Origin of the sequence: Ammoniphilus sp. YIM 78166, from assembly GCF_004522215.1 — a bacterium.
In the GTDB taxonomy this organism is placed as follows: domain Bacteria; phylum Bacillota; class Bacilli; order Aneurinibacillales; family RAOX-1; genus YIM-78166.
Genome location: NZ_SDLR01000003.1, coordinates 349,540 through 371,509 on the forward strand (window position 1 = coordinate 349,540; position 21,970 = coordinate 371,509).

Genomic DNA, 21,970 nt, shown 5'->3' on the forward strand with positions numbered 1-21,970 from the left:
ATTTTCAGGCGGCTGATGATATGAACAGTTGTGTTATAATATAAATTATTTTAAAAATATTACAACACGATTGTCCGTGAAACGAGGTCTTCGCATGATTGTACCGATATTTTCTACCTGCATTGTACTTTATCTGATCTCTATTGTATTTCCCAGTGCACTAGTTTCGCATGCAATTTCAGTGATGGCCGTGTTGGCAATCCTAATCTCTTATCGGTACGTGGGAAGAGTAGTGAAGATTTTAAGCGGAATTCTGCTCACGGTCGGCTTTGCGGTGATGTTGGCTAACGGAGCGGGACCTCTTGAGCTGTTGAAGTCCTTTGGGTACATGATGAATGTACTGACGTTGTTCGCCCTCGTCCCTTTAATGGCAATTCCCATGCAGATTGGTCATTATGGTCGTGACATACAGACCATCATCCATTCCCGGATCAAGTCGTCCGGCAGCTTATACGTCCTGACCTCAGGATTGTCCCATTTTCTAGGGGTATTTACTTATCTAGCATCGCTTCCGATGACATACTACGCCATCCGACCGGCTGCTGACCTGTATCCGATCCGAAACAAAGAACGATTTATGAGCCGTGCGATTACTCACGGGTTCTCTATGACGACGATGTGGACACCGATTGCTCCGATCCTGGCCACAGTCTTAGAAATGACAAAAGTCAGCTGGGCATCCATCATTCTTTTTGTGCTAGCGCTCGCTGTTCTGGGTCTAATCTTGGATTGGGCATTCGGTGTTATGATAGGGAAGAAGCATAGCTTAGATAAAGAAGTGGAATCCGCTCAGCAGGAAATGGCTGTTGCGGGAAGTGATTCTCATTACGGAAAGGTGTGGCATGTGCTCGCAGCCATTGCCTTACTCAGCGTGATCGTTCTTGTGATGGAGTTGATGCTTGGCATGTCCTTTATGCTGATTATCATCATCCTGATCCTCCCTTTTGGATTAGTCTGGTCTCTATTTATCGGAAAAGGGAAGGAATATGGGAACCTTGTCAAAAAGCACCCCGCCCACTATTTGCCCAAGATGAAGGATCAGTTTGTCATTTTTCTGTCTGCAGGATTTATGATTACAGCGCTACGGTGGTCTGGAGCCGATGCGGTCATTAATCTGACGATCTCCGATTTTAAGGATTTGGTCGGTGTCCATGTATTTATCGTGTTGATCCCGCTAATTCCACTGGGCTTGGCTTTTATTGGACTTCACCCGGCAGTGGCGCTTGCCTTGGTCGCTCAGTCTGTGAACCCGCAAATATTGGGCATATCGCCACAGCTACTCGCGGTATCCATGCTGGCTGGCGCAGCCAGTTCGTTCCTTATGGGACCTTACAATGCGACCATTGGAATGATGGCAGGAATCGTAAAACGATCGCCTTTTGAGGTTTCAAACTGGAATCTTCCCTTTACGGCGGCTTTCATCGTTCTTTCGATGTGCTTGCTCATTGTGCTGCAAATGGTAGTGTAGTACTTTCTGATTTATTGTCACTTTAAATAGACTCTTAACATAAATTAGCGTGAGGTAACTTTCTTTTCACCCTAGAAAGAAGGGATATGATTACCCATGCAGTGGGGTGTAGATTCATCTGCTAGAGTAACGGAATCTTTTTTTCAATGTGTTGTTCGAAACTTTGGCTATCCCGTTTTCTGGGGAAGATACTTAACAACCGTTCCTAATGTATCAGATGGTTTAACACCAGAGGAAATTCGGCTGATAAGAGGTAAAGGAGTAAAGATCTGGCCAATTTATAATGTAATGAAAGATGCCTTGGGCTACAGAAACGGCCATGTAGCTGCTAGTAATGCTATTTTTCATGCTAGGACATTAGGGTTGCCTACAGGGAAAATGATTTCAGCTAACTTAGAGCATAGAATAGATGAAGCTTGGATAAGGGGATGGGTGGATGCTTTTTTTCCCAGCGGATACTTGCCAGGTTTATACGGCGACCCAACGATAGGTGATTTTACTAATGCCTATTGTGAAGCTGTGAAGAATCATTCTAGGGTTATAGAGCAGGCCATTGTCTGGTCGAATCGCCCAAGACCAGGCGTAACGAGTAGAGTCAATGCACCAAAAGAATTTAAACCGGTTAAGATGCCTTGTGGAAGTAATACTTGGGGATGGCAATACGGATGGGATGACCCTACTTGTTCCATACCCATTGATTCTAATCTAGTTGACAGGCGCATGATTCAATTTCTTTGGTAAACCATCCTAGGTGTTAAGGTCACCTAGGATTTTATTTTACCAAAACTACTACTTGATCAATTTAATAATTCCACCTAAAATATAGACAAGCTCCCATATCACTCCAGATCTTACCCTCCTCACTAACTTCACTTTAGTTACCTTCTCCAACAGATTAGAAAACCACCTAATATCCAAAATTCCGTAAGCTATCCTCCATGAGACAACAAATTACCCAATTGATAAGGAGATGATTGTACTGTCATCGGTTATGTCTGCCGTAGAATGTCCACAATGTGGCCGGGTTGCTATAGAAGATTATTATTGCAATACGTTTGAGATATACATTTATTGCCTTCGGTGTGGCTATAATTACTCCAGAACCATGAGTGTAGGAACGGAATACGAGGAAGAAGTTCGCCGTGGTCATGGGATATTCTATTTAGTTAATAAGGGAGGTCAAAGGAAAACCGTTCTCTTGAATTGTGAGTTAGATACTAAACTGCTAGAAGAATATCGGATGGAGTTCTTCGGTCAAGATACTAATCAAGAAGAGAGCTACTTAGTAAGTGTTAAGGACAACGTCTTTATCACCCATTTAGGGAATGCTCCGGAAAAATTCAATCTATCATTTAATGAACATAAGGAACAAATGAGAACTAAATATGGGGATGATGAATTCATTGATGTCATAGTACCCATTGACTAGCAGTTGGCGAGGATAAGAGAGGTCTAAAGTGAAATGGGAGTTCTTTTTCAACCTTTCCTCTGATATTCCTCTGACATTTCCCCAATATAATGGGGGAAAGGAAGGAGCGGGATAACATGAGTGAGATATTTGATATCGAGAGGTTAATGTCCATTGAGGATGAGGAAACTTGGAGACTCACCTACGAAGAGGAGATCGCGAAGTTGGATCAGAGCTTTCAGGATTTAGCCAGGATCCAGTATGAAGAAATGATCGCCCCCACAGGATCGGGGGTGGAGGAGGAGCTTACGCTTCAGCATTTTCAGCTTTTTTCGAGTCCACTATGGAAGGTTTTTATTGAAGAATGGGAACAGAAGGAAACGGACAAGGAATGGAAAAGGAGGTTGGAAGTTTTAAAAGGAAAAGCGATGGAAGTGATCGTGGAGAGCCATCCCGAGATTGTGAAATGCAAAGCCGATATCCAATCCATATTGATGAAACAAAGTTTTCAATCTCATGGGGAGTCTTATCCTTTTCCCTCTGTTCAGGTCCAGTTGATGAATCAAGCGAATCGGGCGTTGCGTGAAGATTTATTCTTGCAGATGAACCACTTTGCAAAACAGGTCACCTCTGCTTTTCGCAAGCTGGTAAAAGCAAGAAATGGACGAGCGCAACAGCTTGGATTTGATCATTATTACCACTATGTATTTGAAGGAATAATGGGTCTCCACTTTCCAAGTTACAAGGAACAAGTTAAAAGGATGCTGGATGGATTAAGCAAAAGCTCGTCTGCAAGGGAACAGCGATTCCAAGAAAAATTCCAGTGGAACCAAACACAGTATTATGACATCCTTTATGCCGCTCTCCATTACTTCGAGATCCCAAAGGAACCTTTTTCTTCGGGAAAATTAATAGAAGCGTTACAATTCACTTGTCAACAGTGGGGATTAGACCCATGCAGCCTTCCCATAAAAATGGAGTTGCGGGATATTCCCTTTGGGGGACTTATGATGGCGATCTCTCCCGACGATATCCGATTGGTCGTGAAGAAGCGGGATGGCCATAGCGGATTTGCTGTGGGTCTTCATGAATTAGGGCATGCCTTATACGAATATTATTCCTCCCACCAGAAGCCGGACTTATTCCGGTTCAAAAGCCTAATTGGCCATGAGGCCATGGCAGAACTTTTTATGGGAATAGCTTCCCAGAGAGAGTGGCTGATCGACTGCCTAGGGCTCGAAGAGGCACTTATCCACCAAATACAAGGAGCTGAGAAGCTTTTCAGCTATACTTTAACGAAACTCTATTATTACCAGAGCCTACTAGAGCAATCTATCTATGAAAACCCGGATCAGGATTTCCAACAACGAGCGAATCAGCTGTTTGAAGAGGTGTTTGGCATGAAGGGAATGGCGATGAATCCGGCGGTCGATATGATGTTTTGTCTATATCCTGTGTATACCCACACGTATCTTTATGCCGACGGGATTCGAGAGATGATTCGTGCAAATGTGGACCCTAGGGGCTTGTACAAGAATCAAGAGCTTTGGGAAAAAATACGAATTCATTTTATGGTGCCATCCGAGAGTCTACCTTGGGAGGAAAAAGTGAAGACATTATGTGGGCAGGAATTTAGCTTTACCGCTTTTGGGGAGTATTTAAGTCAACCCTAATTTGTAATTTTTAACGGTTGGACTGCGTCTAATAGAAAGATGCGGAAATGGGGTGCGACGTTGAGCTCTAACTTCTTAAATAAATGGGTTGCTGCAACGGTACCCTTAGTTTTATTCTTTTTGCTATTCGGTTATTGGAATCCTCACGATATTTTAATCATGCTCATGTGGGCGGCCCCCATAAGTTATACTTATGGCATTCTTAGTTCTTACTTGATCGATGGGTTAGCATGGAAATGGAAAATCACCAATAAATGGCTGATTGGCGTTCTGTATGTCCTTGCTGGGGCACTGTTTTTTATCCCATTCTTTCAATTGGTGATTCGTATTCAAGAGATGGGAGCCATCCTTGGATTCATGGGGATAGGGGCTGGAATGGCCCTTAGCTTTTATCTGTGCTCTCTTGTGTTTCGCCATCGAAAAGTGAACCTTTACGTCGCTGTTTTAGGTCCGTTATTTCTCCTAGTCCTCATGCAAATCTATGTGTTCCAATGGGAGATGGATAAAAAGGACGGATGGGTAGAGAATCAGACCAAGCAATATGTTGAGGCGTCTTTTGATTATTTCCATGGAGAGCATCCTATCCCGATTCGTCTAGAAGCAGGACAGCGACTTACATTCAACCTAAAATGGAAGTATTGGCAGGAAGGAAGCATAGGGCATTATGTTCAACCACCTGAAGGTCAACGGGTAGGGATGGAGGAATTGGGTGATCAATCGTTCAGGTTTGAGGCACAAGAAGATGGCGTGTATCATATTTTCCTTACCGGGAGGAAAGTGAAGCATGGACAGTTTGCTGTTTATTGGAGTATAGACTAGCAGGCTAGGGGGGGACTAACCCCCGCTTCACCTTGCCCTGCACCTTATGAAGTCAGTTTCTCGATTACTTCCTCAATCGATAACCGTTGAATTTGAATGATCGGGATTTGTTGCCTCTTTAACTCCCTTTCTAAAGCGGATAAGTGGTTGGTGACGATTTGTGCAGGATGCTGACTAATATCTAAAACATAGGATTCATCTTTTAAAGAATCCGGAACGGCAGATACCCATACCCGCGCCCAATTCTCATGGACATCATCTTTATTAAACGTAAGAATGAGTTTTCCTTCTTCCATGACCGAGATATAATCCGCTAATTGCTCCACTTCATCGACCACATGGGTAGCCAATAAAATGCTTCGTTCTCCATCCTCCATATAACTCAGCAAATCTTCTTTCATTTTCCGTTGGGAGAGCATATCCATGCCCGCAGAAGGCTCATCAAGCACCAGCAACTCTGAATTGTGACATAATGAGAAGATGAACTCCACTTTTTTTCTTGTTCCTGTGTTGAGCCATTTCCATACTTCATATTTTCATCGATCTGGTATCTTGAGAGATAATGCACATAACGTTGTTGATCCCAAGTGGGATACCAATACGATATTAGGGAAGATAATTCCTTCACCGTTAAATGCCGATAGGGTTCAAGCCTATCGCCCACGTATCCGATCCTTTGCTTCGAGGCAGTCTCATCTTCCGTGAAATTTTCTCCATAAGCGTAAACCGATCCTTCATCCGCTTGAAGAATATTCATGAGGACGCGAAGAAAGGTACTTTTTCCCGATCCATTTGCTCCAATAAGTGCCATCACCGTGCCCTTTTGAACATCTAGATTAATGGGCCCCAGGCGGAAGGTCTTATACTTCTTAGTCAAATTCTTTATCGTTAATGCGGAGGTCGTCATCGTCATCCCCCATCTTTTCTTTGTCGTAATGTTGTTCGAGTACTTCATTAAAGATCGAGCGCAGTTCGTACGCTGAAAGACCAAGCTGCTTTCCTTGTGCCATTATTTTTGAAACCGGTCGTGTACGTTTTTTTTCGGCAGACGTGACGATCAACGTGATCAACATCATGATCATTCTGCTTAAAGAAAGCACAGAAACCGGGATAGGCAAAGATCGCAGCATGGCCATTCTTTTATTGAAGGGGTCTTCCTTTATCGTCCGAAAGCTCAGGTAGGGACCTGACATAAAAATGGCGCCCAAGGAAAGCGTAGTAATGACGAAAAGGATATCCAACATGACTTGATTATAATATATCACTTCTGAACCTAACATTTTTATGGCTGATTGGTCAAGCAATATCGATATAAATAAAGCGAAAAAAACAGTGACCAGTAAGGTAAATAACACATGAGGGTACGTAATGGAAGGAAGGTAAAATTATCTAAAAAAATATATTGAAAATTTTGATGTGATCAAATAAAATAATTTTAGCTTCATATCACAACTGGCATGCCACATACCAGTTAAATTAATTAGGAGGAATTTTACCTTATGTCTGCTTTTAAATATGTATGGGAGTCTCGATCATCCAAATCAAGTCACGTGCTTCCACCGGATACCAATTGCCACGGAACATTATATGGAGGGAAGTTGATGTCCCATATTGATGATGTGGCAGCTTTGTCTGCCATGAAGCACTCCAACTGCCGAATCGTAACGGCTTCTACCGACTCGATTGACTTTCTGCATCCCATCAAGCTTGATCATGAGGTTTGTCTTGAAGCATTTGTGACTTGGACGCATAAAACGTCTATGGAGGTTTTCGTGAAGGTGATTGCTGAGGATCTTCTTTCAGGGGAGCGTGTTGTATGCGGCACATCATTTCTCACGTTCGTGGCTTTAGATCAGAACGGACAGCCTACTCAGGTTCCTGAGGTTTACCCCGAAACACCTGAAGAGTTCCTTTTATATGAGAGTGCTCCTCAACGGGCAGCAGCTAGACGAATTCGTAGACAAGAAAGCAAAAGACTCGCAGAAATCATGGGTACCAAGAAGTTTGGGGAAGTCGATCATGAAAAACGATTAACGAGAGGTATCCATGCAACCGTTTGATGTGGTCATTGTAGGGGGAGGATTAGCGGGATTATCCGCAGGGGCTTTTTTATCTCATCATGGAAAGAAAGTGGCCATTGTAGAACGAGGGGCTCTGGGCGGAAGAGCCGTTACGTTACATATAAAGGGTTTTGCCTTTAACTTTGGAGCCCATGCCATCTATGGGCGGGATACATCCACCCTATGCCGATTAGAAAAAGAACTTGGACTTCATATCGATTGGCGAGATTTTAGTCCGAATAAAGCCAAGTATGATTTAGGGGATCAATTGACCGATGTTCCAGCCAATATTCAGGGGCTATTCCGGACAAAAATATTAAAAGGAAAAGATAAGCTCACGTTTACCTTTGAGATATTGAAAACCTTAACACGACTAGAAAAAGGCCATCCTCATGTCTCCATTCAAAAGTGGATGGAAATGCGCGGGCTCAATGAGGATGTCAAGGAAATGATGCTTACCTTGGCTTCTTCCAATTTTTTCACCAAGGAGCCGGAACACATTCCTTCAGATGTTTTCTTTTCTTATTATCAGAGACTTTTTCACACCCATAAGCCCGTTTCCTATATCGGGGGAGGGTGGCATGCGTTAATTAACGAATTGGTTCGGGTGATCGAAGAAAACCAAGGCGTAATCTTAACGAAATGCAAAGTGGAAGCCGTCTCCATTCATGAAGGCCAAATTCATGCGGTACACACGGGTGATCAGACGATCACCGGGACGGATTTTATGTTCTGCATACCGCCGAAGGAGTTAGTTAAAATTTTTCAGGGAACGGAAATACATCATCCGATGATGTATTATGCTCATCACGATCCAAGCCTAGTTGTGGTCTACGATGTTGGACTCAAGCAGCGGATCGATGTGCCGTATACCTATATTTACGATAAAAAGAACCAGATTTTTATTACAGATATTTCCTATTACGATGAAACATGTGTCCCTCCGGGAGGACAGCTTCTCCAAGCCACGGCCTATATGAAACAGGATGAGGCAGGAAACAAGGCCCATGTAGAAAGATATAAACAAAAGATAGAAGAACTCTATGATAAGCACTTTGCCGGTTGGAGGGAGCAATTAGTTGTTCCCCGTACATCGGGGCGAGCTACCGTTCAAGAAATCAAATGGACGATGACGCAGAAGCCTATGCCGATTTCCCTCCCAGATATCCAGAATCTATTTTTTGCGGGGGATTGGTGTGAAGGACAGGGACAGCTCTCAGAGCTTTCCTTTTCGAGCGCTTACGCAGCCAGTGAGTGCGTTCTGTTGAAAAGCAGTGTGGTCTCTAAGAAGTAGCAATTATAGAATCGAGCAATCGATTCTTTTTTTTTGAATGCAAAAAGATTTAGCTGCCAAAACGCAAAGAAAATTGGCACTCCTCAGAGTTTTCAAGGCTTAGAATCGCTTGTTACGCTTGGCATAGTTCTTGCTTTATTGTACTTCATTAGAGCATAAGGGGGAGTCGTTCGTGAGAAGTCGAACAGAGCTAACGAAAGAAAAACGCGTAGGAGGTCTATCAGCATGCTAGCCACAATAAAACAAACGATCTCATTGATTTCAGTGCCCTTTGACCTGGGAGCAGGGAAAAGGGGAGTAACTCAAGGTCCTAATGCTCTTCTGCGTGAGGGATTGAAGGATGCATTGCAAAGACTTGACGTGGAAATTGGCCATGATCACGCACTTCCGGAAATCCCTTTTGCTGGTGAACAAGCACATCCTCATCTTAAACATTACAAAGAGGTGCTTGAGGTGAATCGTCTTTTGGCTCAGTCTGTGTCTGACCTGGTAGAAACGAATCAATTCCCGCTGGTTCTAGGAGGCGACCACAGCATTGCCATCGGAACGATAGCGGGATTAACGCAGCGATATCAAAACATGGGCGTGATCTGGGTGGATGCTCATGGGGATTTAAATACACAGGATACAAGCCCCTCCGGGAATATCCACGGAATGTCCCTTGCCGCGAGTCTTGGGCTTGGCGATGGGGAACTTGTAAATTTAGGGGGCAGAGCTCCTAAGATTCGACCGGAACACGTCGTCTTGATCGGGGCAAGAGATCTGGATCAGGGAGAAAGGAGCTTAATCCGTGAATTAGGAATCACTTGTTTTACCATGCACGATATCGATAACCTCGGAATCTCGAACGTAATGAAACAAGCTATTGAGATTGCCAGCAGAGGAACGGACGGCGTTCATCTTAGCTTTGACATCGATAGTGTTGACCCTCAAGAGGCTCCAGGAACAGGAACTCCGGTAAAGGGTGGCTTAAATTATCGAGAAGCCCACATGATCATGGAGCTGCTGCATCAATCTGGGGTCTTAACCTCGGCTGAATTGGTGGAGGTTAACCCGACCATCGATGATCCTGATCAGAAAACGACGAAGTTAGCGATTGAATTGCTTGAATCCTTGTTTGGCAAAAGAATACTCTAGCTGAATAAAGATAGACCAATCAAACGCCCCCGCTTGATTGGTCTTTTACTGTTTGCGTTGAAGTTGCAAAATTAACGGTGCAACTTGCAAAATTATAAGCCAAACTTGCAAGATTATCACGTAAACTTGCAAGAATAAGAAATCATCCAACGTAATCTAGTATTATTTCCCTTTTTGATGGTATCATAAAGTAGATTTTCAGGCATGGCCTAGTCTCGAAACGAGGGCTTTTTTGATTTTTACAAAATAAGGAGGTGAATAGCATGGCCCAAACTCATACGGTATTTATTGCAGGGCACGCGCGACTCCCACAAGGGATGGCCGCCAAAAGCGTATTCGATACGCTTACCATTACAGTGGAGCTCGATAGGAAATATGGTGTAATCATCGAGGCTTCGTGTACTCTAGCTACTGAACATGGAAGAATGTATGTGGGAGATCTATTAAAGGGGATAAGCTTAAAGGACGGAATAGAGGAACCCCAACAGATCCTGCAAACCCATTATAAAGGCAGAGCCGGGAATGCGTTGACAGCAGCTCTGAAAGACTTGTACATTCAATTTGAACAATTAAAAGTTCGATAATAAAAAAAGATTGACAGCTAGATCAGTTGCAACTATTATAAAGATATAAACAGGAAAAACATTACTCCTTACTAGATAATCTCTGATAAGTCCAGTAATGGTACCGTTTATACGGAAATCAATTGAATAATTTATAAAACTGATAAATCTACTGAACTTCGAGAGATCGAAGAGACAAAGTTGATGTGAGCCAGTTGTATTTTTAGGATGTTTCCTTAAAATGCGACTGGCTTTTTTGATTTTATGAAAAAAATATAGGAGGAATGAACAATGAGTACTGTCCAAGAAAAAATGAAGTTTGTGCAAACCCAAGCTGGATATCAGGTGATTCCACACCCGGATCATCGAAGAATGTACCATATTAAGCTTAGCAATGATATCATTGGCCAATTTTTGAATGAGTTCAAACAGGAAGACTCTCAGCGATTGGAATATATTCCTTACATGCGCTTTGCGATGGCGGGTAAACTTCGAGATCTACTTGGCACATCCTTTGTCGAAACGGTAAGGGGAATCTTGCACGATCGTGAGACTGGAGGATTTACCATTGGACTTCAGAATCAAACCACAGACATTGAAGACTTTGTTAAATTCGGCACCGCAATCACTCATCTTATTGGAACGACTAACTTCGATGCGATGTCTGGTACCTACTTTGCTCGCTTTACGGTTAAAGATACCGATAATAGCGATTCCTACTTGCGCCAAGCTTATCGTCTTTTTACCCTTCATACGGACGGGACATTTGTGGATGAACCGACGGATTGGCTCTTGATGATGAAATTAGAGGAGCGTAATGCTATAGGAGGAGAATCGCGCTTGCTTCATCTTGATGACTGGGAAGATTTAGAGAAGTTTAGCAAGCATCCCCTCGGCAGCTATAAGTTTTTATACAAAGCTCCCCCTAGTAAAAATGTGGAACAACAAGTTCATCGGGCCACGTTCTTCGAGAACAACAATGGAACCTGCATGTGTTTTATCGATCAATTTGTCTGCCCGGAAACCATAGAGCAAGCCACTTATCTAAAAGAGCTCTCTGAATCTATGGAAAACAGTCCTGCCACCCATGCCTTGAAGCTTCCGGTGGGAAATCTAGTGATGTTGAACAATACCTTCTGGCTCCATGGCCGGGCACCATTTGAAAAACATCCTGAACTTTACCGAGAGCTTATGAGACAGCGCGGTGAGTTTGCCAAAGCATAAGTCTATGACAATGGAGTAGGGGGCGCAACATGTATGATTTTGCGATTGTAGGTGGAGGCATTGTAGGTTTATCTACCGGAATGGAGTTGACTCAGCGATACCCCAAGGCAAAAATACTAGTCTTGGAAAAGGAGGACCGATGGGCTGTTCATCAAACGGGACATAACAGCGGTGTCATCCATTCGGGAATCTATTACAAGCAGGGAAGTTTTAAGGCTAAATTTGCCCGCGAAGGCAGTAGAGCCATGGTTGAATTTTGCCAGAAGCATGGCATTGAACATGATATATGCGGGAAAGTAATTGTCGCCACGAAAAAGGAAGAGCTGCCCTTGTTGGATAATCTCTTTCAGCGGGGCTTAGATAACGGTTTGGCTATTCACAAGATTGGACCTGAAGAATTAAAAGAAATCGAACCGCATGTCAGTGGGTTAGCCGCAATCCGCGTGCCGATGGCAGGAATTGTAAACTATAAGCAGGTATCCGAAACCTATGCTTCGATTATTGCGAGCCATGGCGGAGACCTGCGGTTATCGACACGCGTAGAAAAGATCGTAGAAACAAATCATGGGGTGGAAATTGAGACCAATAAGGGCTCTTTCCGTGCAAGCTATATCATTAACTGTGCCGGGCTTCATAGTGACAGAGTCGCTCGAAGCGGTGGGATGAACACCGATATGAAAATTGTTCCTTTTAGAGGAGAATATTACGAGATCAAGCCTGAAAAACGCTATCTGGTTAAACACCTAATTTATCCTGTTCCCAATCCAGCCTTTCCATTTTTGGGCGTCCATTATACCCGAATGATTGGAGGTCATGTCGAAGCCGGACCCAATGCGGTGCTCGCCTTCAAACGAGAAGGCTACCAGAAGACGGATATTAATCTGAAAGATCTTTCGGAGGTCTTGGCTTACCCTGGTTTTTGGAAGATCGCGGCGAAGTACTGGAGGGAAGGAATGGAAGAGTATGTCCGTTCCTTCAGTAAGGCTGCCTTTGTACGCAGCTTACAGGAGCTTATTCCAGAGATTCAAGCGGGGGATCTAGAGCCAGCTCCGGCCGGTATCCGTGCCCAAGCCTTAAAATCAGATGGAACTCTAGTAGATGATTTTCATATTATTTCGGGTAAAAATAGCATTCACGTGTGTAATGCCCCCTCTCCGGCGGCAACGGCCTCGATTCAAATCGGCAAGGCCGTAGTAGATCGAATTCCAGAGCCCACTCTGACCAAAAAATATGCCATTTCATAAAGCAAAGTAGAGGAAACGAGCGATGGAAATCGCTCCTTTTCTCTTTTTCCATTTGGAAACGTTATATTAAATGAAAATAAAGACTGTTTTTCATAGGCTTCAAAAAACTAGTACAATAGTTTACAATGGAGTTGTAGAATATTGTCGAAAAAAATCGAAAAAGAGGGTTGTAACCGTGCCGATAGTATTATCCGTAAACAGTGGCAGTTCATCGTTAAAATACCAACTCATTGATATGCCTTCAGAACATGTCATGGCAAAAGGAGTAATTGAGCGCATTGGCTTGGGTGATTCCATCCATACGTATAGCATGAATGACATTAAAGTAGAAGTCACCGAAGATATCGCCAACCACGAGGCAGCTGTCGGTCACCTTCTCAAAATGGTACAGCATGACAAGTATGGGGCGATTCAATCATTAGATGAGATACAGGCCGTCGGACATCGGGTGGTCCATGGGGGAGAGCGTTTTTCAAACTCTGTACTCATGACGGACGAGGTCATGAATCAGTTACATGCGTGCATTGAATTGGCCCCTCTGCACAATCCAGCCAATATAACAGGCATACAGGCCTTTCAGAAGCTCTTACCTTCCGTTCCGCATGTGGCTGTATTTGATACAGCCTTTCACCAAAGTATGCCTAAAAAAACCTATCTATATAGTTTGCCTTATGAATACTATGAAAAGTTTGGAATTCGCAAATATGGATTTCATGGGACCTCTCACCGCTTTGTCACGAAGCGTGCGGCACAGATCATGGATCGCCCCCTCGAAGAACTCAAGCTCATTAGTTGTCATTTAGGGAACGGATCTAGCATTGCAGCGGTTCATGGGGGTCAATCGATCGACACCTCCATGGGTTTCACTCCCTTGGCAGGGGTAACGATGGGCACTCGATCCGGGGATGTTGACTCGGCCATCCTACCATTCCTAATGGATAAACTGGACCTTTCAGAAAAAGAGGTACTCGATATCTATAATCAAAAAAGCGGATTGCTGGCACTGTCCGGAATATCCAGCGATTTAAGAGATATAGAAGAGGCTGCGCAACAAGGAAATGAACGTGCGAATCTGGCTATCGATATTTTTGTAGAGAGAATCCGCAATTATATTGGGAGCTACGCTGTTCAAATGAATGGGGTAGACGCTATTATTTTCACCGCGGGAATCGGTGAAAATAGTCAGTGGATTCGCTCCTTAATCCTAGAGAAGCTAGACTGGATGGGCATCCACTTTGATCCTCAGCAAAATGGGGTGCGAGGTGTGGAGCGTGAATTAACCTACGCTACTTCACCGGTCAAAGCTTTTATCATCCCAACTAATGAAGAACTGATGATCGCAAGAGATACGATGAGTATATCCGGAATAGAGGAGGGAATGGAGTTATGTCTAAGATGATTCCTGTTGGTATTTCGAATCGGCACATTCATGTAAGTGAGGAGGATCTATTTGCTCTCTTTGGCGAGCATTATGATTTGACCAACTTGAAAGATTTATCCCAACCTGGTGAGTTTGCTGCAAAGGAAACGGTAACCATTGCTGGCCCCAAAGGGCAAATTTCAAAGGTTCGCATATTAGGACCGGTGCGTCAAGCCACACAGCTTGAAATTTCTATGTCAGACTCTATCCTGCTTGGCATTCCAGCGCCCATACGCATGTCCGGCGATCTGGCAGGGACACCCGGTATTGAAATTATAGGACCTCAAGGCAGCGTTAAGCTCAATCAGGGTGTCATTATCGCCAAACGCCATATTCATATGACACCAGAAGATGCGAAGAACTTCGGCGTCAAGGATCAAGAGGTCGTATGTGTAAAAACCTCGGGCATACGGTCTTTAATCTTTGATCAAGTGGCAATTCGAGTAAGTGACCAATTTAGTCTAGAAATGCATCTCGATATCGATGAAGCGAATGCGGCAGGACTGCGCAATGGAGACAGGGTTGAATTGATCGATCTAAAAGTCACGGAACTGCAGTTGGTGTAACTTCCTATGTCACTCCAAGTTGTGCCCGGGTGGTGGTTATAGAATAAATTTACAGTTGATTTACCAATTTGAGATAACGAATTAAGACATTAAGCCTGCGATCTGGAGAAGCTTTCAAGTAGAAACTGCCCTCAGGAGGATTGTGGTAGTGCATCTGGTCACCAGCAGGTGTTATCCGGCCCTTATCATCCAGAACACAAAGAAACGGTTTACTGGCTAATCGAAGGCTATGATCCCAAACATTTTGATCTGGAGGAAGTCAATAGGATGCTCCATGAAAGAGCCATAATATTAAGCGCGAAGAAGAAAAAGGAGAGCCCTGCTATGAAACCGGTAAAGCTCACTGCAGCAAAATTGAAGAAGCACTTACAGGGCTTGTCCCATTCCGATCTGATCCAGATGCTCACTGAGTGCTTTAAGCTCAGTAAAGATACCGAGCAATACTTAACCGTTCAGTTGCTCGGGGAAGAAGCCATCGTTTCGATTTTAGAGGTTTATCGTAAAAAAATAATGGAAGAATTTTTTCCAGCCCGTGGATTTGGTAAGCTGAGGCTGACCGAAGCCAAAAAGGCGATCCGGGAATTCGAGAAAATCACTCAAAGCAAGAGCTTCACTTTGGAATTGAAAATGTTCTATGTTGAAATGGGTGTGGAATTTACCAATACCTATGGTGACATAGATGAAAGATTTTATGATAGCATGATAAAAATGTATCAATCCGTTATCGAGTCGATCAATGAAGAGGAGACGGATGAACTGTTTCATAAATATGAAGAAAGGCTAAAAGCTATTGTGCGAGATACTCAAGGAATAGGATGGGGCTTCCATGATGGCTTAGCGTATCTCTATGGGGAATTGAAGTGGGTTTAAGGGAAGGGGCCTTAGAGCTTCTTCTCACAATCCAACATGGAATATGGGCATTGGGTTTGAGTAATGGTAAAAAGTCCACTTATCCGAAAAAAACAGGGCAAAAAAAGAAAAATAACTGGAAATTTTCCATTTATGCTTAAGAATCGCACCAAAAATGATGACTTTAAGAGCTAATAGTTGGAGTTTTTCCACCTAGAGGTGAAACTAAATTTTATTTTTAATGAATAGGTGGAGTATTTCCATCTACTCATTCTACATGTCTCCCATCAGTGTACTTTTTCCAATGAGTGTCTATGAAAATACCTGGTAGGGGGTATCTTTTATGGTGCAGATTTGTGGAATGAGACAATCAAGCCCAATCATACCTATAGGAAAACAATCAGGGGTGATTCGGCCATGAGAAACCAGAATCAAGTTGTTTTCTATACCATTAAAGGTTCAACGATTAAAAAGTTTATCATACTTGATTGTATTACTGGCTCCAGCGTATTCTATACGTTAAAGTTCATAACATCTAGTGTATTAGTTGGGTTTATTGGAAGCTATGTTTGTACAGAGAGTATTAAGAGGATCTTTTCAAGGTATATACCTAAACGACGAGGGTGTTGATCCAATAGGATTAACGCTTTTTTTGGTTGGAAAAGCCTGTATGTTCCTAAGTGGAAAATTTCCTTTATTCATTTTTGTTTTTTTCCAGCTTATCCTCTAATCTCCGAGTTAGACAATGATTGGAAAGTTGTTTAAACTAAAAGCAAGAAATAAAAAGGTGGGACCAAGCAAATGAAAATTAGAACTGCTGATCTTCCGGGTATAGGCAAGAAGATTTCCTTTATCACCGCTGCGCAAAGTATGATTGTCCTCATTGTTCATCATACAGGAAAGCGAGAACTGTATTTTTTTGAGGACGCGGACAATGATGAAGCGGATTTCTCTATCAGTCTGACCGGAGAGGAAACTCGAGAATTGGGGGCCCAACTCTTAGGTGCGATGTTCCAGCCGGTGGATATGGATAAGATGAAGATGTTTAAAAATCAAATCATGATTGAATGGGTAGATGTAAGTCCAGCTTCTCCGTTAGTGCATAAAACGATTGCGGAATCTCAAATTCGTACCCAAACGGGGGCTTCCATCATCGGAATCGTAAAAGGAAAGGATGTGATTGCGGTACCTGATATTAACGTCGTGATCCATCCAGGGGATACCCTAATGATTGTAGGAAAAAGAGATCAAATGAGTGCTCTAGAGGCTCTTTGTCGAGGGGAGGAAACGACTTAATGCATGAGGGGTTTCCGACTTTATTGGGAGCGGGTCTGATCTTCCTCGTCCTTTTTTTGTTCGGTTATTTAGGGACGAAAGTTAAACTCCCCGGCGTCATCCTTTATATCTTGCTTGGGATTGGCCTAGGTCAGTTTATGACCGACAACGAACTGATCCATATTGGCAGTGAAATAGGGATTGTTCTATTATTTTTTCTACTGGGAATGGAGTTTCCCATCGATAAACTAGGCGGTATAGCCAAACGGATATGGCCGGCCGGTCTGCTTGATGTTCTCTTGAATCTCGGGATTTCGATGGGGATCTGCTATTTGTTTGGCTTAGATCTCCTTACTTCTTTCTTGGTCGGGGGAGTGGTGTATGCGACAAGCTCGTCGATCACCGCCAAGCTGCTCGAAAGCTCGAAACGTATGGCTAACGTCGAATCCGAATTTATATTGGCCTTATTAATTTTTGAAGATCTGATTGCTCCGATTATTGTTGCGGTTTTAATGGGAATGAGTAAAGGGGACGAGCTTGAGGCCATGCAATTGGTCCTGCTAATGGGTAAGATCATTCTGCTGTCTCTTGGAGCGGTTCTGCTTGGCAAACTGGTGTTTAAGCGATTGAGCACCTATTTTGATCGCATGTTTAGTGAGGATGTTTTCATTCTATTGATGGTAGGCGTTGCCTTAAGCTATGGGGGATTAGCTCTGTATCTTGGCCTCTCTGAAGTATTGGGCGCCTTCTTAGCGGGGATGATGTTGGCCGAGGTAAGAAGAACAGAAGAGATTGAGCATAAGATGCTTCCGCTAAGGGATTTGCTTTTACCGCTTTTCTTCCTTTACTTTGGAACGACGATCAAGTTTGAGGGGGAGATCCCGCTTGTAGGCCTTCTGATTACGCTACTCGTCTGGTCCATTATAGCCAAGATCTTAGTAGGCATGTTTGGGGGCCTATGGTATGGATTGTCCAAGCGGGTTTCCTTGCGCGCGGGTTTATCTCTTACGGCTAGAGGAGAGTTCTCCGTTGTAATCGCAAGTATTGCCGTAGGATCGATCAAGATTTTTTCTGGGCTGTTTATCTTGCTAAGTGCATTGTTTGGTATCTTCTTGTTCCAATTTGCTCCCCGTATTACCAACCTGGTGTATGGAGAGCCGAAGAAAGGGAAGACCAAAGTAAAGGTCCCAGGATAATAAAAGGAAAGAACCTGACCTATCATCCATGTCGGGTTCTTTTCGTTTTAGAAGCCTGTCGCTTTTCCTTAATCGATATCACTCCAATCAACCCTATCATAGAGAAGATTACCGGAGTGATGAACCCGTAGGTGTATCCATTAAAATGATCTAAGATATATCCAAAAATACTCGGGAGCAAGACAGCACTTAGAAATCCTCCCGTATTGGCAAATCCAGAGACAATGCCGGAGTCGACTATATCAAATGATTGACGAACCAGAGCAAAAGTTAAGGCACTCGCCCCATAACCGAAGCCTATGATAAAGAAAAGCCCCACGAGCATGAACAATGGAGGATGTCCTTGAAAGAATAGAAAGGAAGACCAACACGATAAGACCGTGATATGAACGCCCACATACGGCCGTTTAATGGTGTCTGCCTTACTTGAAATCCAACCCATCAAAGGAGCACCAATAAGAGCTCCGATTAACCCAATCATGATGAGCTGACTTGCGTCTGTACGTGTCATTCCATACAGATTTATCCCATAGGGCACGGCCCATGAACTGATAAATCCCACATACGCTCCGACCACGCCAAAATGACAAAAGAATAAGGCCCATGCCTGCCGGTCCGAGAAAATTCTTCGTAGTACAACCAATGTCCCTTCCCGTTTCAGCTCCACTTTTACCGACCCCGATTCGTCAGGAAAGATCCGCTTAGGCTTTCTTAAGAGTACCCAATAGAGGAGAACGCCACAAAGACATAGGAGGATTCCCGCTGAAAAAAAAGCGCCTCTCCAACCCAGTAAGACAACCCATGCAGAAAAAGGAACGGTTGCTAAAAGGAAGCCGAGACTTCCTGTCATCCCTGCCAGACCAATTAAACGAACAAATTCCTTTGCATTAAACCACTGGCTTAAAATTAACACCATATTGACCCAAATGGTCGCATCTCCCGTTCCCGTCATGATTCTGGCTACAAACAGGACATATTCATGGGTACCTAGACTATAAATCACCGTACCAAGCCCGGTTAGGATGGCTCCCACAATGAGAAAGAAATTGGGGCCATATCGATCGGCTAACATGCCCATCGGAATTTGCAAACTCGTGTACACAAAAAACTGGATACTCGTCAGCAAGCCAATCGTGGAGGCCGTGACATGAAAATCCCTCATGATTTGATCAGTAATCAATCCCGGAGCGGTTCGTTGGCTTGCCATTAATAAATAAGTCAACAGAACAGAAGCAAATACAACCCATCGAAATCGGCTATTTTGTTTATCCAATAATTTCTACCCCTGTAGTTTTTATTCTATGTATATGGCTTTCTTGAGTATTAGTTGACCTACAAGCATTGGATATGATAACTTGATTGTTGTAGATATAATTGTTATGACAATTATTGTTGGAGGCATTATTATGAAGTTGGATGATTCACTTGGATACCTGATTAGCAATACAGGACGAAAATTAAGCAACGTACTAACCAACCAATTCACTCGCTACAACATTACGACGGAACAGTGGACATTGCTCAATCGTTTAGTGGAATGGGAGGGGATCAGTCAAAAGGATCTCGCGTCACAAACAGAGAAGGACCCGGCTAATGTAACAAGGATCTTAGATCAATTGGAACGTAAAGGTCTGGCTGTCAGAAGGTTAAATCCAAACGATAGAAGGTCTTTTTTGATTTATGCAACAAGTAAAGGAGAGGAACTCAATCATCGTTTAATCCCGATCGAAGAGCAGACTGTTCAGCGGTTGCTGAAGGGATTATCCGAACAACAGGTCCAAATGCTTAAAGAAACCCTGAATCAGATTGCTGAGAATGCGAATACCATGATGAGGGTTCAATCTATTCACCAGGAGAAAAAGAAAAATGACACAACCAATACTGTGGAACCGTGATTTTATTGCTGCTTGCTTAAGTAGTTTTTTTCTATTTATGACCTTTTACACTTTAGCCGTGACGATGCCTGTTTATGTTTTAGATGAATTACATTCCAGTCAAGATATGGTTGGGTTGGTCATGGCTGTTTTTATAATGAGTACCGTAGTGATGAGACCTTTAACCGGGAAATGGATCGATGAGCGGGATCGCAAGAAAATTCTATTCGTGTCACTCTTTCTTTTTTTGATGGCCTCGATCCTTTACCCTGTGGCAAAAGGTATTGTATTCCTTCTAATTTTGCGTTTTATCCATGGGATTGGGTTTGGCATGGGAACCACCTCCTTGGGGGCGGTTGTAATTAGCTTCATCCCGGAGAATCGAAAAGGGGAAGGGGTGGGATATTTCAGTTTATTTATGGGCTTAGCTATGGTTATCGGTCCGTTTGTAGGGTTGATGGTCATACAGCATTACAGCTTTACCGTTCTATTTAGTCTGTGCATTGTTTTTTCTCTATTGTCTTTCGTATGCGGCTACTTAACCCGAATCCCTGAGCGCGACGTAGAGAAGACATCAGAGAAGGAAAATAGGACCGGCTGGAAGAGCTTTATCGAACCCCGTGCAATACCCGTTGCTCTAGCCGGAAGCCTCTTGGCTTTTTCCTATGGTGGGATTACGACCTTTATTTCTGTTTATGCCATCGAGCTGAATATAAACCATATGTCAGGCTACTTTTTCATGGTGTTTGCTGCCATGATCGTTTTATCCCGACCCTTTACAGGAAAGATGTTTGATCGCATGGGTGAAAATGTTCTTATTTACCCGGGTCTCTTTTTGTTTGTAGTGGGGATGATCGGACTTAGTTTCGCAAGCTCCCCTGTGTTATTTCTAACGGCAGGTGCTGTTATTGGCCTTGGCTATGGAGCGCTTCTTCCAAGCTATCAGACGATAGCGATTAAAGTATCGCCGAACAACAGGCAAGGCTTGGCTACCAGTACGTTCTTTTTATTTTTTGATTCTGGCTACGGGATTGGATCCTATCTTCTAGGTATCATTGCTTCCCGCACCAGCTATGCTACCATGTATTTAGTCTCCGCCTTTATCGCAGGCTTTGCGGCACTGCTATACTACTTGCTTCACCACAGAAAGTTGGCGGCGGTGCAACCTAAAGGACTCTAGGTATGATGAAAAAAGGCTGCAGGAGCAGCCTTTTTATCGTATCGTGATTAAGTAATTTTGATCTCAACTGCTCTTTGTGTTCCCTCGTAAATAGCTAGCCCTTCGAGGTCTAAGCCACCAATGTTGACGGAGCTCCACACGGCTACTTCGGTATCTCCATGCTCTCCGATCATGCCACCATGCACACTTCTCGGATTAATTCTTAATCGTTCACCAAATAAGTAGCAAAAACGAGAACTATCGAGGAGGATACCGGAACCAGCTGCCTGTTAACTTTTCCTTGACTGTGGTATATTTATCCAGAAAAGTATCAAGCTAAGGTAAGACATAATCATGAGGAGTGGATACGAATGTCTGGACAAACATTGTATGAAAAAGTCGGCGGAGAAGAGGCGATTGCCAAAGTCGTGGACTATTTTTACTCAGAGCTAGTATTAAAGGATCCCACTGTTAGCCATTTTTTTGAGAACACCGATATGGAAAAACAACGTCGCCATCAAACGAAGTTTATCAGTTTTGCCTTAGGCGGTCCTAATCAATATACAGGAGCTTCCATGGCTAAAGCTCATGAAGGCATGAATCTTCAGCCGGAGCATTTTGGTGCAATTGCCAAGCACCTTCATGATGCGCTTGCCCATTTCGGCGTTCCCGAGGCAGACATTGACCAAGCCTTAACCCATGTGGCAACGCTAAAGGATGATATCCTATATAAGTAGTGCT

Annotated in this window: 24 protein-coding genes and 1 pseudogene; 20 read left to right on the plus strand and 5 right to left on the minus strand. The window is 43.4% G+C overall.

From position 1 onward, the window contains the following. Positions 1-94 precede the first annotated feature (94 nt). The 5 genes from EIZ58_RS13210 to EIZ58_RS13230 all read left to right on the plus strand — a co-directional run bounded on the left by EIZ58_RS13210 (position 95) and on the right by EIZ58_RS13230 (position 5,368). On the plus strand, positions 95-1,468 hold the full coding sequence (locus EIZ58_RS13210; RefSeq protein ID WP_134701266.1) for a hypothetical protein: 1,374 nt from the start codon (positions 95-97) through the stop codon (positions 1,466-1,468). Positions 1,469-1,564: 96 nt separating this feature from the next. Then, positions 1,565-2,209 carry a glycoside hydrolase domain-containing protein gene (locus EIZ58_RS13215; RefSeq protein WP_134701267.1) on the plus strand — a complete coding sequence of 215 codons (645 nt, stop codon included), beginning with the start codon at positions 1,565-1,567 and terminating at the stop codon, positions 2,207-2,209. Positions 2,210-2,573: 364 nt separating this feature from the next. Continuing rightward, a complete protein-coding gene (locus EIZ58_RS13220) occupies positions 2,574-2,897 on the plus strand; it encodes a hypothetical protein (protein WP_167577675.1) in 324 nt (107 codons plus the stop codon). Positions 2,898-3,013: 116 nt separating this feature from the next. After that, a complete protein-coding gene (locus EIZ58_RS13225) occupies positions 3,014-4,549 on the plus strand; it encodes a gluzincin family metallopeptidase (protein WP_134701269.1) in 1,536 nt (511 codons plus the stop codon). Between the two features lie 60 nt (positions 4,550-4,609). Beyond that, positions 4,610-5,368, plus strand: coding sequence for a hypothetical protein (locus tag EIZ58_RS13230; protein WP_134701270.1), 759 nt, complete (start codon positions 4,610-4,612; stop codon positions 5,366-5,368). Positions 5,369-5,412: 44 nt separating this feature from the next. Here the strand turns inward: EIZ58_RS13230 and EIZ58_RS13235 are convergent, their stop codons facing one another. Genes EIZ58_RS13235 through EIZ58_RS33330 form a run of 3 tightly spaced genes read right to left on the minus strand, consistent with a single transcriptional unit; the run spans position 5,413 to position 6,612 of the window. Then, the gene (locus EIZ58_RS13235) at positions 5,413-5,769 is read right to left on the minus strand and encodes an ATP-binding cassette domain-containing protein (RefSeq protein ID WP_167577676.1); all 357 of its coding nucleotides are present in this window, start codon (positions 5,767-5,769) and stop codon (positions 5,413-5,415) included. Further along, entirely contained in the window at positions 5,766-6,245 is a 480-nt protein-coding gene (locus tag EIZ58_RS13240) for an ATP-binding cassette domain-containing protein (RefSeq protein WP_167577677.1), read from the minus strand. Before EIZ58_RS13240 ends, EIZ58_RS13235 begins: the two co-directional genes overlap by 4 nt. Continuing rightward, entirely contained in the window at positions 6,238-6,612 is a 375-nt protein-coding gene (locus tag EIZ58_RS33330) for a hypothetical protein (protein ID WP_167577678.1), read from the minus strand. The genes EIZ58_RS13240 and EIZ58_RS33330 overlap by 8 nt, the downstream gene beginning before the upstream one ends. A gap of 255 nt (positions 6,613-6,867) precedes the next feature. On the opposite strand from EIZ58_RS33330, the gene EIZ58_RS13245 reads away from it, so the two are divergent. From EIZ58_RS13245 to EIZ58_RS13300, 12 genes and pseudogenes are all read left to right on the plus strand, one after another. Further along, positions 6,868-7,428 carry an acyl-CoA thioesterase gene (locus EIZ58_RS13245; RefSeq protein WP_134701273.1) on the plus strand — a complete coding sequence of 187 codons (561 nt, stop codon included), beginning with the start codon at positions 6,868-6,870 and terminating at the stop codon, positions 7,426-7,428. Continuing rightward, on the plus strand, positions 7,415-8,722 hold the full coding sequence (locus tag EIZ58_RS13250) for an FAD-dependent oxidoreductase (RefSeq protein ID WP_134701274.1): 1,308 nt from the start codon (positions 7,415-7,417) through the stop codon (positions 8,720-8,722). Before EIZ58_RS13245 ends, EIZ58_RS13250 begins: the two co-directional genes overlap by 14 nt. A gap of 225 nt (positions 8,723-8,947) precedes the next feature. Next, complete coding sequence (gene rocF / locus EIZ58_RS13255; protein ID WP_134701275.1) at positions 8,948-9,859, plus strand: arginase; 912 nt, start codon at positions 8,948-8,950, stop codon at positions 9,857-9,859. 263 nt (positions 9,860-10,122) lie between these two features. Beyond that, positions 10,123-10,443, plus strand: coding sequence for a DUF3870 domain-containing protein (locus EIZ58_RS13260; protein WP_134701276.1), 321 nt, complete (start codon positions 10,123-10,125; stop codon positions 10,441-10,443). 270 nt (positions 10,444-10,713) lie between these two features. Beyond that, complete coding sequence (gene glaH, locus EIZ58_RS13265) at positions 10,714-11,646, plus strand: glutarate dioxygenase GlaH (RefSeq protein WP_134701277.1); 933 nt, start codon at positions 10,714-10,716, stop codon at positions 11,644-11,646. Positions 11,647-11,675: 29 nt separating this feature from the next. After that, a complete protein-coding gene (lhgO, locus tag EIZ58_RS13270; RefSeq protein WP_134701278.1) occupies positions 11,676-12,890 on the plus strand; it encodes an L-2-hydroxyglutarate oxidase in 1,215 nt (404 codons plus the stop codon). Between the two features lie 175 nt (positions 12,891-13,065). Then, positions 13,066-14,289, plus strand: coding sequence for an acetate kinase (locus EIZ58_RS13275; RefSeq protein ID WP_134701279.1), 1,224 nt, complete (start codon positions 13,066-13,068; stop codon positions 14,287-14,289). Beyond that, positions 14,286-14,876 carry a phosphate propanoyltransferase gene (locus EIZ58_RS13280; protein WP_134701985.1) on the plus strand — a complete coding sequence of 197 codons (591 nt, stop codon included), beginning with the start codon at positions 14,286-14,288 and terminating at the stop codon, positions 14,874-14,876. Before EIZ58_RS13275 ends, EIZ58_RS13280 begins: the two co-directional genes overlap by 4 nt. A gap of 102 nt (positions 14,877-14,978) precedes the next feature. Beyond that, positions 14,979-15,122: pseudogene (locus EIZ58_RS35145) on the plus strand (IS1096 element passenger TnpR family protein); the annotation flags it as partial. Between the two features lie 78 nt (positions 15,123-15,200). Beyond that, positions 15,201-15,746 carry a DUF6155 family protein gene (locus EIZ58_RS34440; RefSeq protein ID WP_240689080.1) on the plus strand — a complete coding sequence of 182 codons (546 nt, stop codon included), beginning with the start codon at positions 15,201-15,203 and terminating at the stop codon, positions 15,744-15,746. A 780-nt stretch (positions 15,747-16,526) separates the two neighbouring features. Further along, positions 16,527-17,021 (plus strand): cation:proton antiporter regulatory subunit, encoded by a 495-nt coding sequence (locus tag EIZ58_RS13295; protein ID WP_134701281.1) that lies wholly within the window; start codon positions 16,527-16,529, stop codon positions 17,019-17,021. Beyond that, positions 17,021-18,196: a cation:proton antiporter gene (locus EIZ58_RS13300; protein ID WP_134701282.1), complete on the plus strand. Its 1,176-nt coding sequence runs from the start codon at positions 17,021-17,023 to the stop codon at positions 18,194-18,196. Before EIZ58_RS13295 ends, EIZ58_RS13300 begins: the two co-directional genes overlap by 1 nt. 22 nt (positions 18,197-18,218) lie before the next feature. Here EIZ58_RS13300 and EIZ58_RS13305 read toward each other — a convergent pair whose 3' ends face one another. Further along, on the minus strand, positions 18,219-19,469 hold the full coding sequence (locus EIZ58_RS13305; protein WP_134701283.1) for an MFS transporter: 1,251 nt from the start codon (positions 19,467-19,469) through the stop codon (positions 18,219-18,221). A gap of 133 nt (positions 19,470-19,602) precedes the next feature. On the opposite strand from EIZ58_RS13305, the gene EIZ58_RS13310 reads away from it, so the two are divergent. Both EIZ58_RS13310 and EIZ58_RS13315 read left to right on the plus strand, forming a co-directional pair. Then, positions 19,603-20,091: a MarR family winged helix-turn-helix transcriptional regulator gene (locus tag EIZ58_RS13310; RefSeq protein ID WP_134701284.1), complete on the plus strand. Its 489-nt coding sequence runs from the start codon at positions 19,603-19,605 to the stop codon at positions 20,089-20,091. Beyond that, a complete protein-coding gene (locus tag EIZ58_RS13315) occupies positions 20,063-21,250 on the plus strand; it encodes an MFS transporter (protein ID WP_134701285.1) in 1,188 nt (395 codons plus the stop codon). Before EIZ58_RS13310 ends, EIZ58_RS13315 begins: the two co-directional genes overlap by 29 nt. 47 nt (positions 21,251-21,297) lie before the next feature. Here the strand turns inward: EIZ58_RS13315 and EIZ58_RS35150 are convergent, their stop codons facing one another. After that, complete coding sequence (locus EIZ58_RS35150) at positions 21,298-21,501, minus strand: hypothetical protein (RefSeq protein ID WP_370297709.1); 204 nt, start codon at positions 21,499-21,501, stop codon at positions 21,298-21,300. Positions 21,502-21,600: 99 nt separating this feature from the next. On the opposite strand from EIZ58_RS35150, the gene EIZ58_RS13320 reads away from it, so the two are divergent. Further along, on the plus strand, positions 21,601-21,966 hold the full coding sequence (locus EIZ58_RS13320; RefSeq protein WP_134701286.1) for a group I truncated hemoglobin: 366 nt from the start codon (positions 21,601-21,603) through the stop codon (positions 21,964-21,966). Positions 21,967-21,970: the final 4 nt, after the last annotated feature.

Excerpts from the sequence above, each read along its gene's own strand:
- EIZ58_RS13215 (WP_134701267.1), top strand. The coding sequence starts at position 1,565 with ATGCAGTGGGGTGTAGATTCATCTGCTAGAGTAACGGAATCTTTTTTT.
- EIZ58_RS13295 (WP_134701281.1), top strand. The coding sequence starts at position 16,527 with ATGAAAATTAGAACTGCTGATCTTCCGGGTATAGGCAAGAAGATTTCC.
- EIZ58_RS13250 (WP_134701274.1), top strand. The coding sequence starts at position 7,415 with ATGCAACCGTTTGATGTGGTCATTGTAGGGGGAGGATTAGCGGGATTA.
- EIZ58_RS13300 (WP_134701282.1), top strand. The coding sequence starts at position 17,021 with ATGCATGAGGGGTTTCCGACTTTATTGGGAGCGGGTCTGATCTTCCTC.
- EIZ58_RS13235 (WP_167577676.1), bottom strand. The coding sequence starts at position 5,769 with ATGAAAGAAGATTTGCTGAGTTATATGGAGGATGGAGAACGAAGCATT.
- EIZ58_RS13260 (WP_134701276.1), top strand. The coding sequence starts at position 10,123 with ATGGCCCAAACTCATACGGTATTTATTGCAGGGCACGCGCGACTCCCA.
- rocF (WP_134701275.1), top strand. The coding sequence starts at position 8,948 with ATGCTAGCCACAATAAAACAAACGATCTCATTGATTTCAGTGCCCTTT.
- EIZ58_RS33330 (WP_167577678.1), bottom strand. The coding sequence starts at position 6,612 with ATGTTGGATATCCTTTTCGTCATTACTACGCTTTCCTTGGGCGCCATT.
- EIZ58_RS13210 (WP_134701266.1), top strand. The coding sequence starts at position 95 with ATGATTGTACCGATATTTTCTACCTGCATTGTACTTTATCTGATCTCT.
- EIZ58_RS13245 (WP_134701273.1), top strand. The coding sequence starts at position 6,868 with ATGTCTGCTTTTAAATATGTATGGGAGTCTCGATCATCCAAATCAAGT.
- EIZ58_RS13315 (WP_134701285.1), top strand. The coding sequence starts at position 20,063 with ATGACACAACCAATACTGTGGAACCGTGATTTTATTGCTGCTTGCTTA.
- EIZ58_RS13280 (WP_134701985.1), top strand. The coding sequence starts at position 14,286 with ATGATTCCTGTTGGTATTTCGAATCGGCACATTCATGTAAGTGAGGAG.
- glaH (WP_134701277.1), top strand. The coding sequence starts at position 10,714 with ATGAGTACTGTCCAAGAAAAAATGAAGTTTGTGCAAACCCAAGCTGGA.
- EIZ58_RS13310 (WP_134701284.1), top strand. The coding sequence starts at position 19,603 with ATGAAGTTGGATGATTCACTTGGATACCTGATTAGCAATACAGGACGA.
- EIZ58_RS13320 (WP_134701286.1), top strand. The coding sequence starts at position 21,601 with ATGTCTGGACAAACATTGTATGAAAAAGTCGGCGGAGAAGAGGCGATT.
- EIZ58_RS34440 (WP_240689080.1), top strand. The coding sequence starts at position 15,201 with ATGAAACCGGTAAAGCTCACTGCAGCAAAATTGAAGAAGCACTTACAG.
- EIZ58_RS13225 (WP_134701269.1), top strand. The coding sequence starts at position 3,014 with ATGAGTGAGATATTTGATATCGAGAGGTTAATGTCCATTGAGGATGAG.
- lhgO (WP_134701278.1), top strand. The coding sequence starts at position 11,676 with ATGTATGATTTTGCGATTGTAGGTGGAGGCATTGTAGGTTTATCTACC.
- EIZ58_RS13220 (WP_167577675.1), top strand. The coding sequence starts at position 2,574 with ATGAGTGTAGGAACGGAATACGAGGAAGAAGTTCGCCGTGGTCATGGG.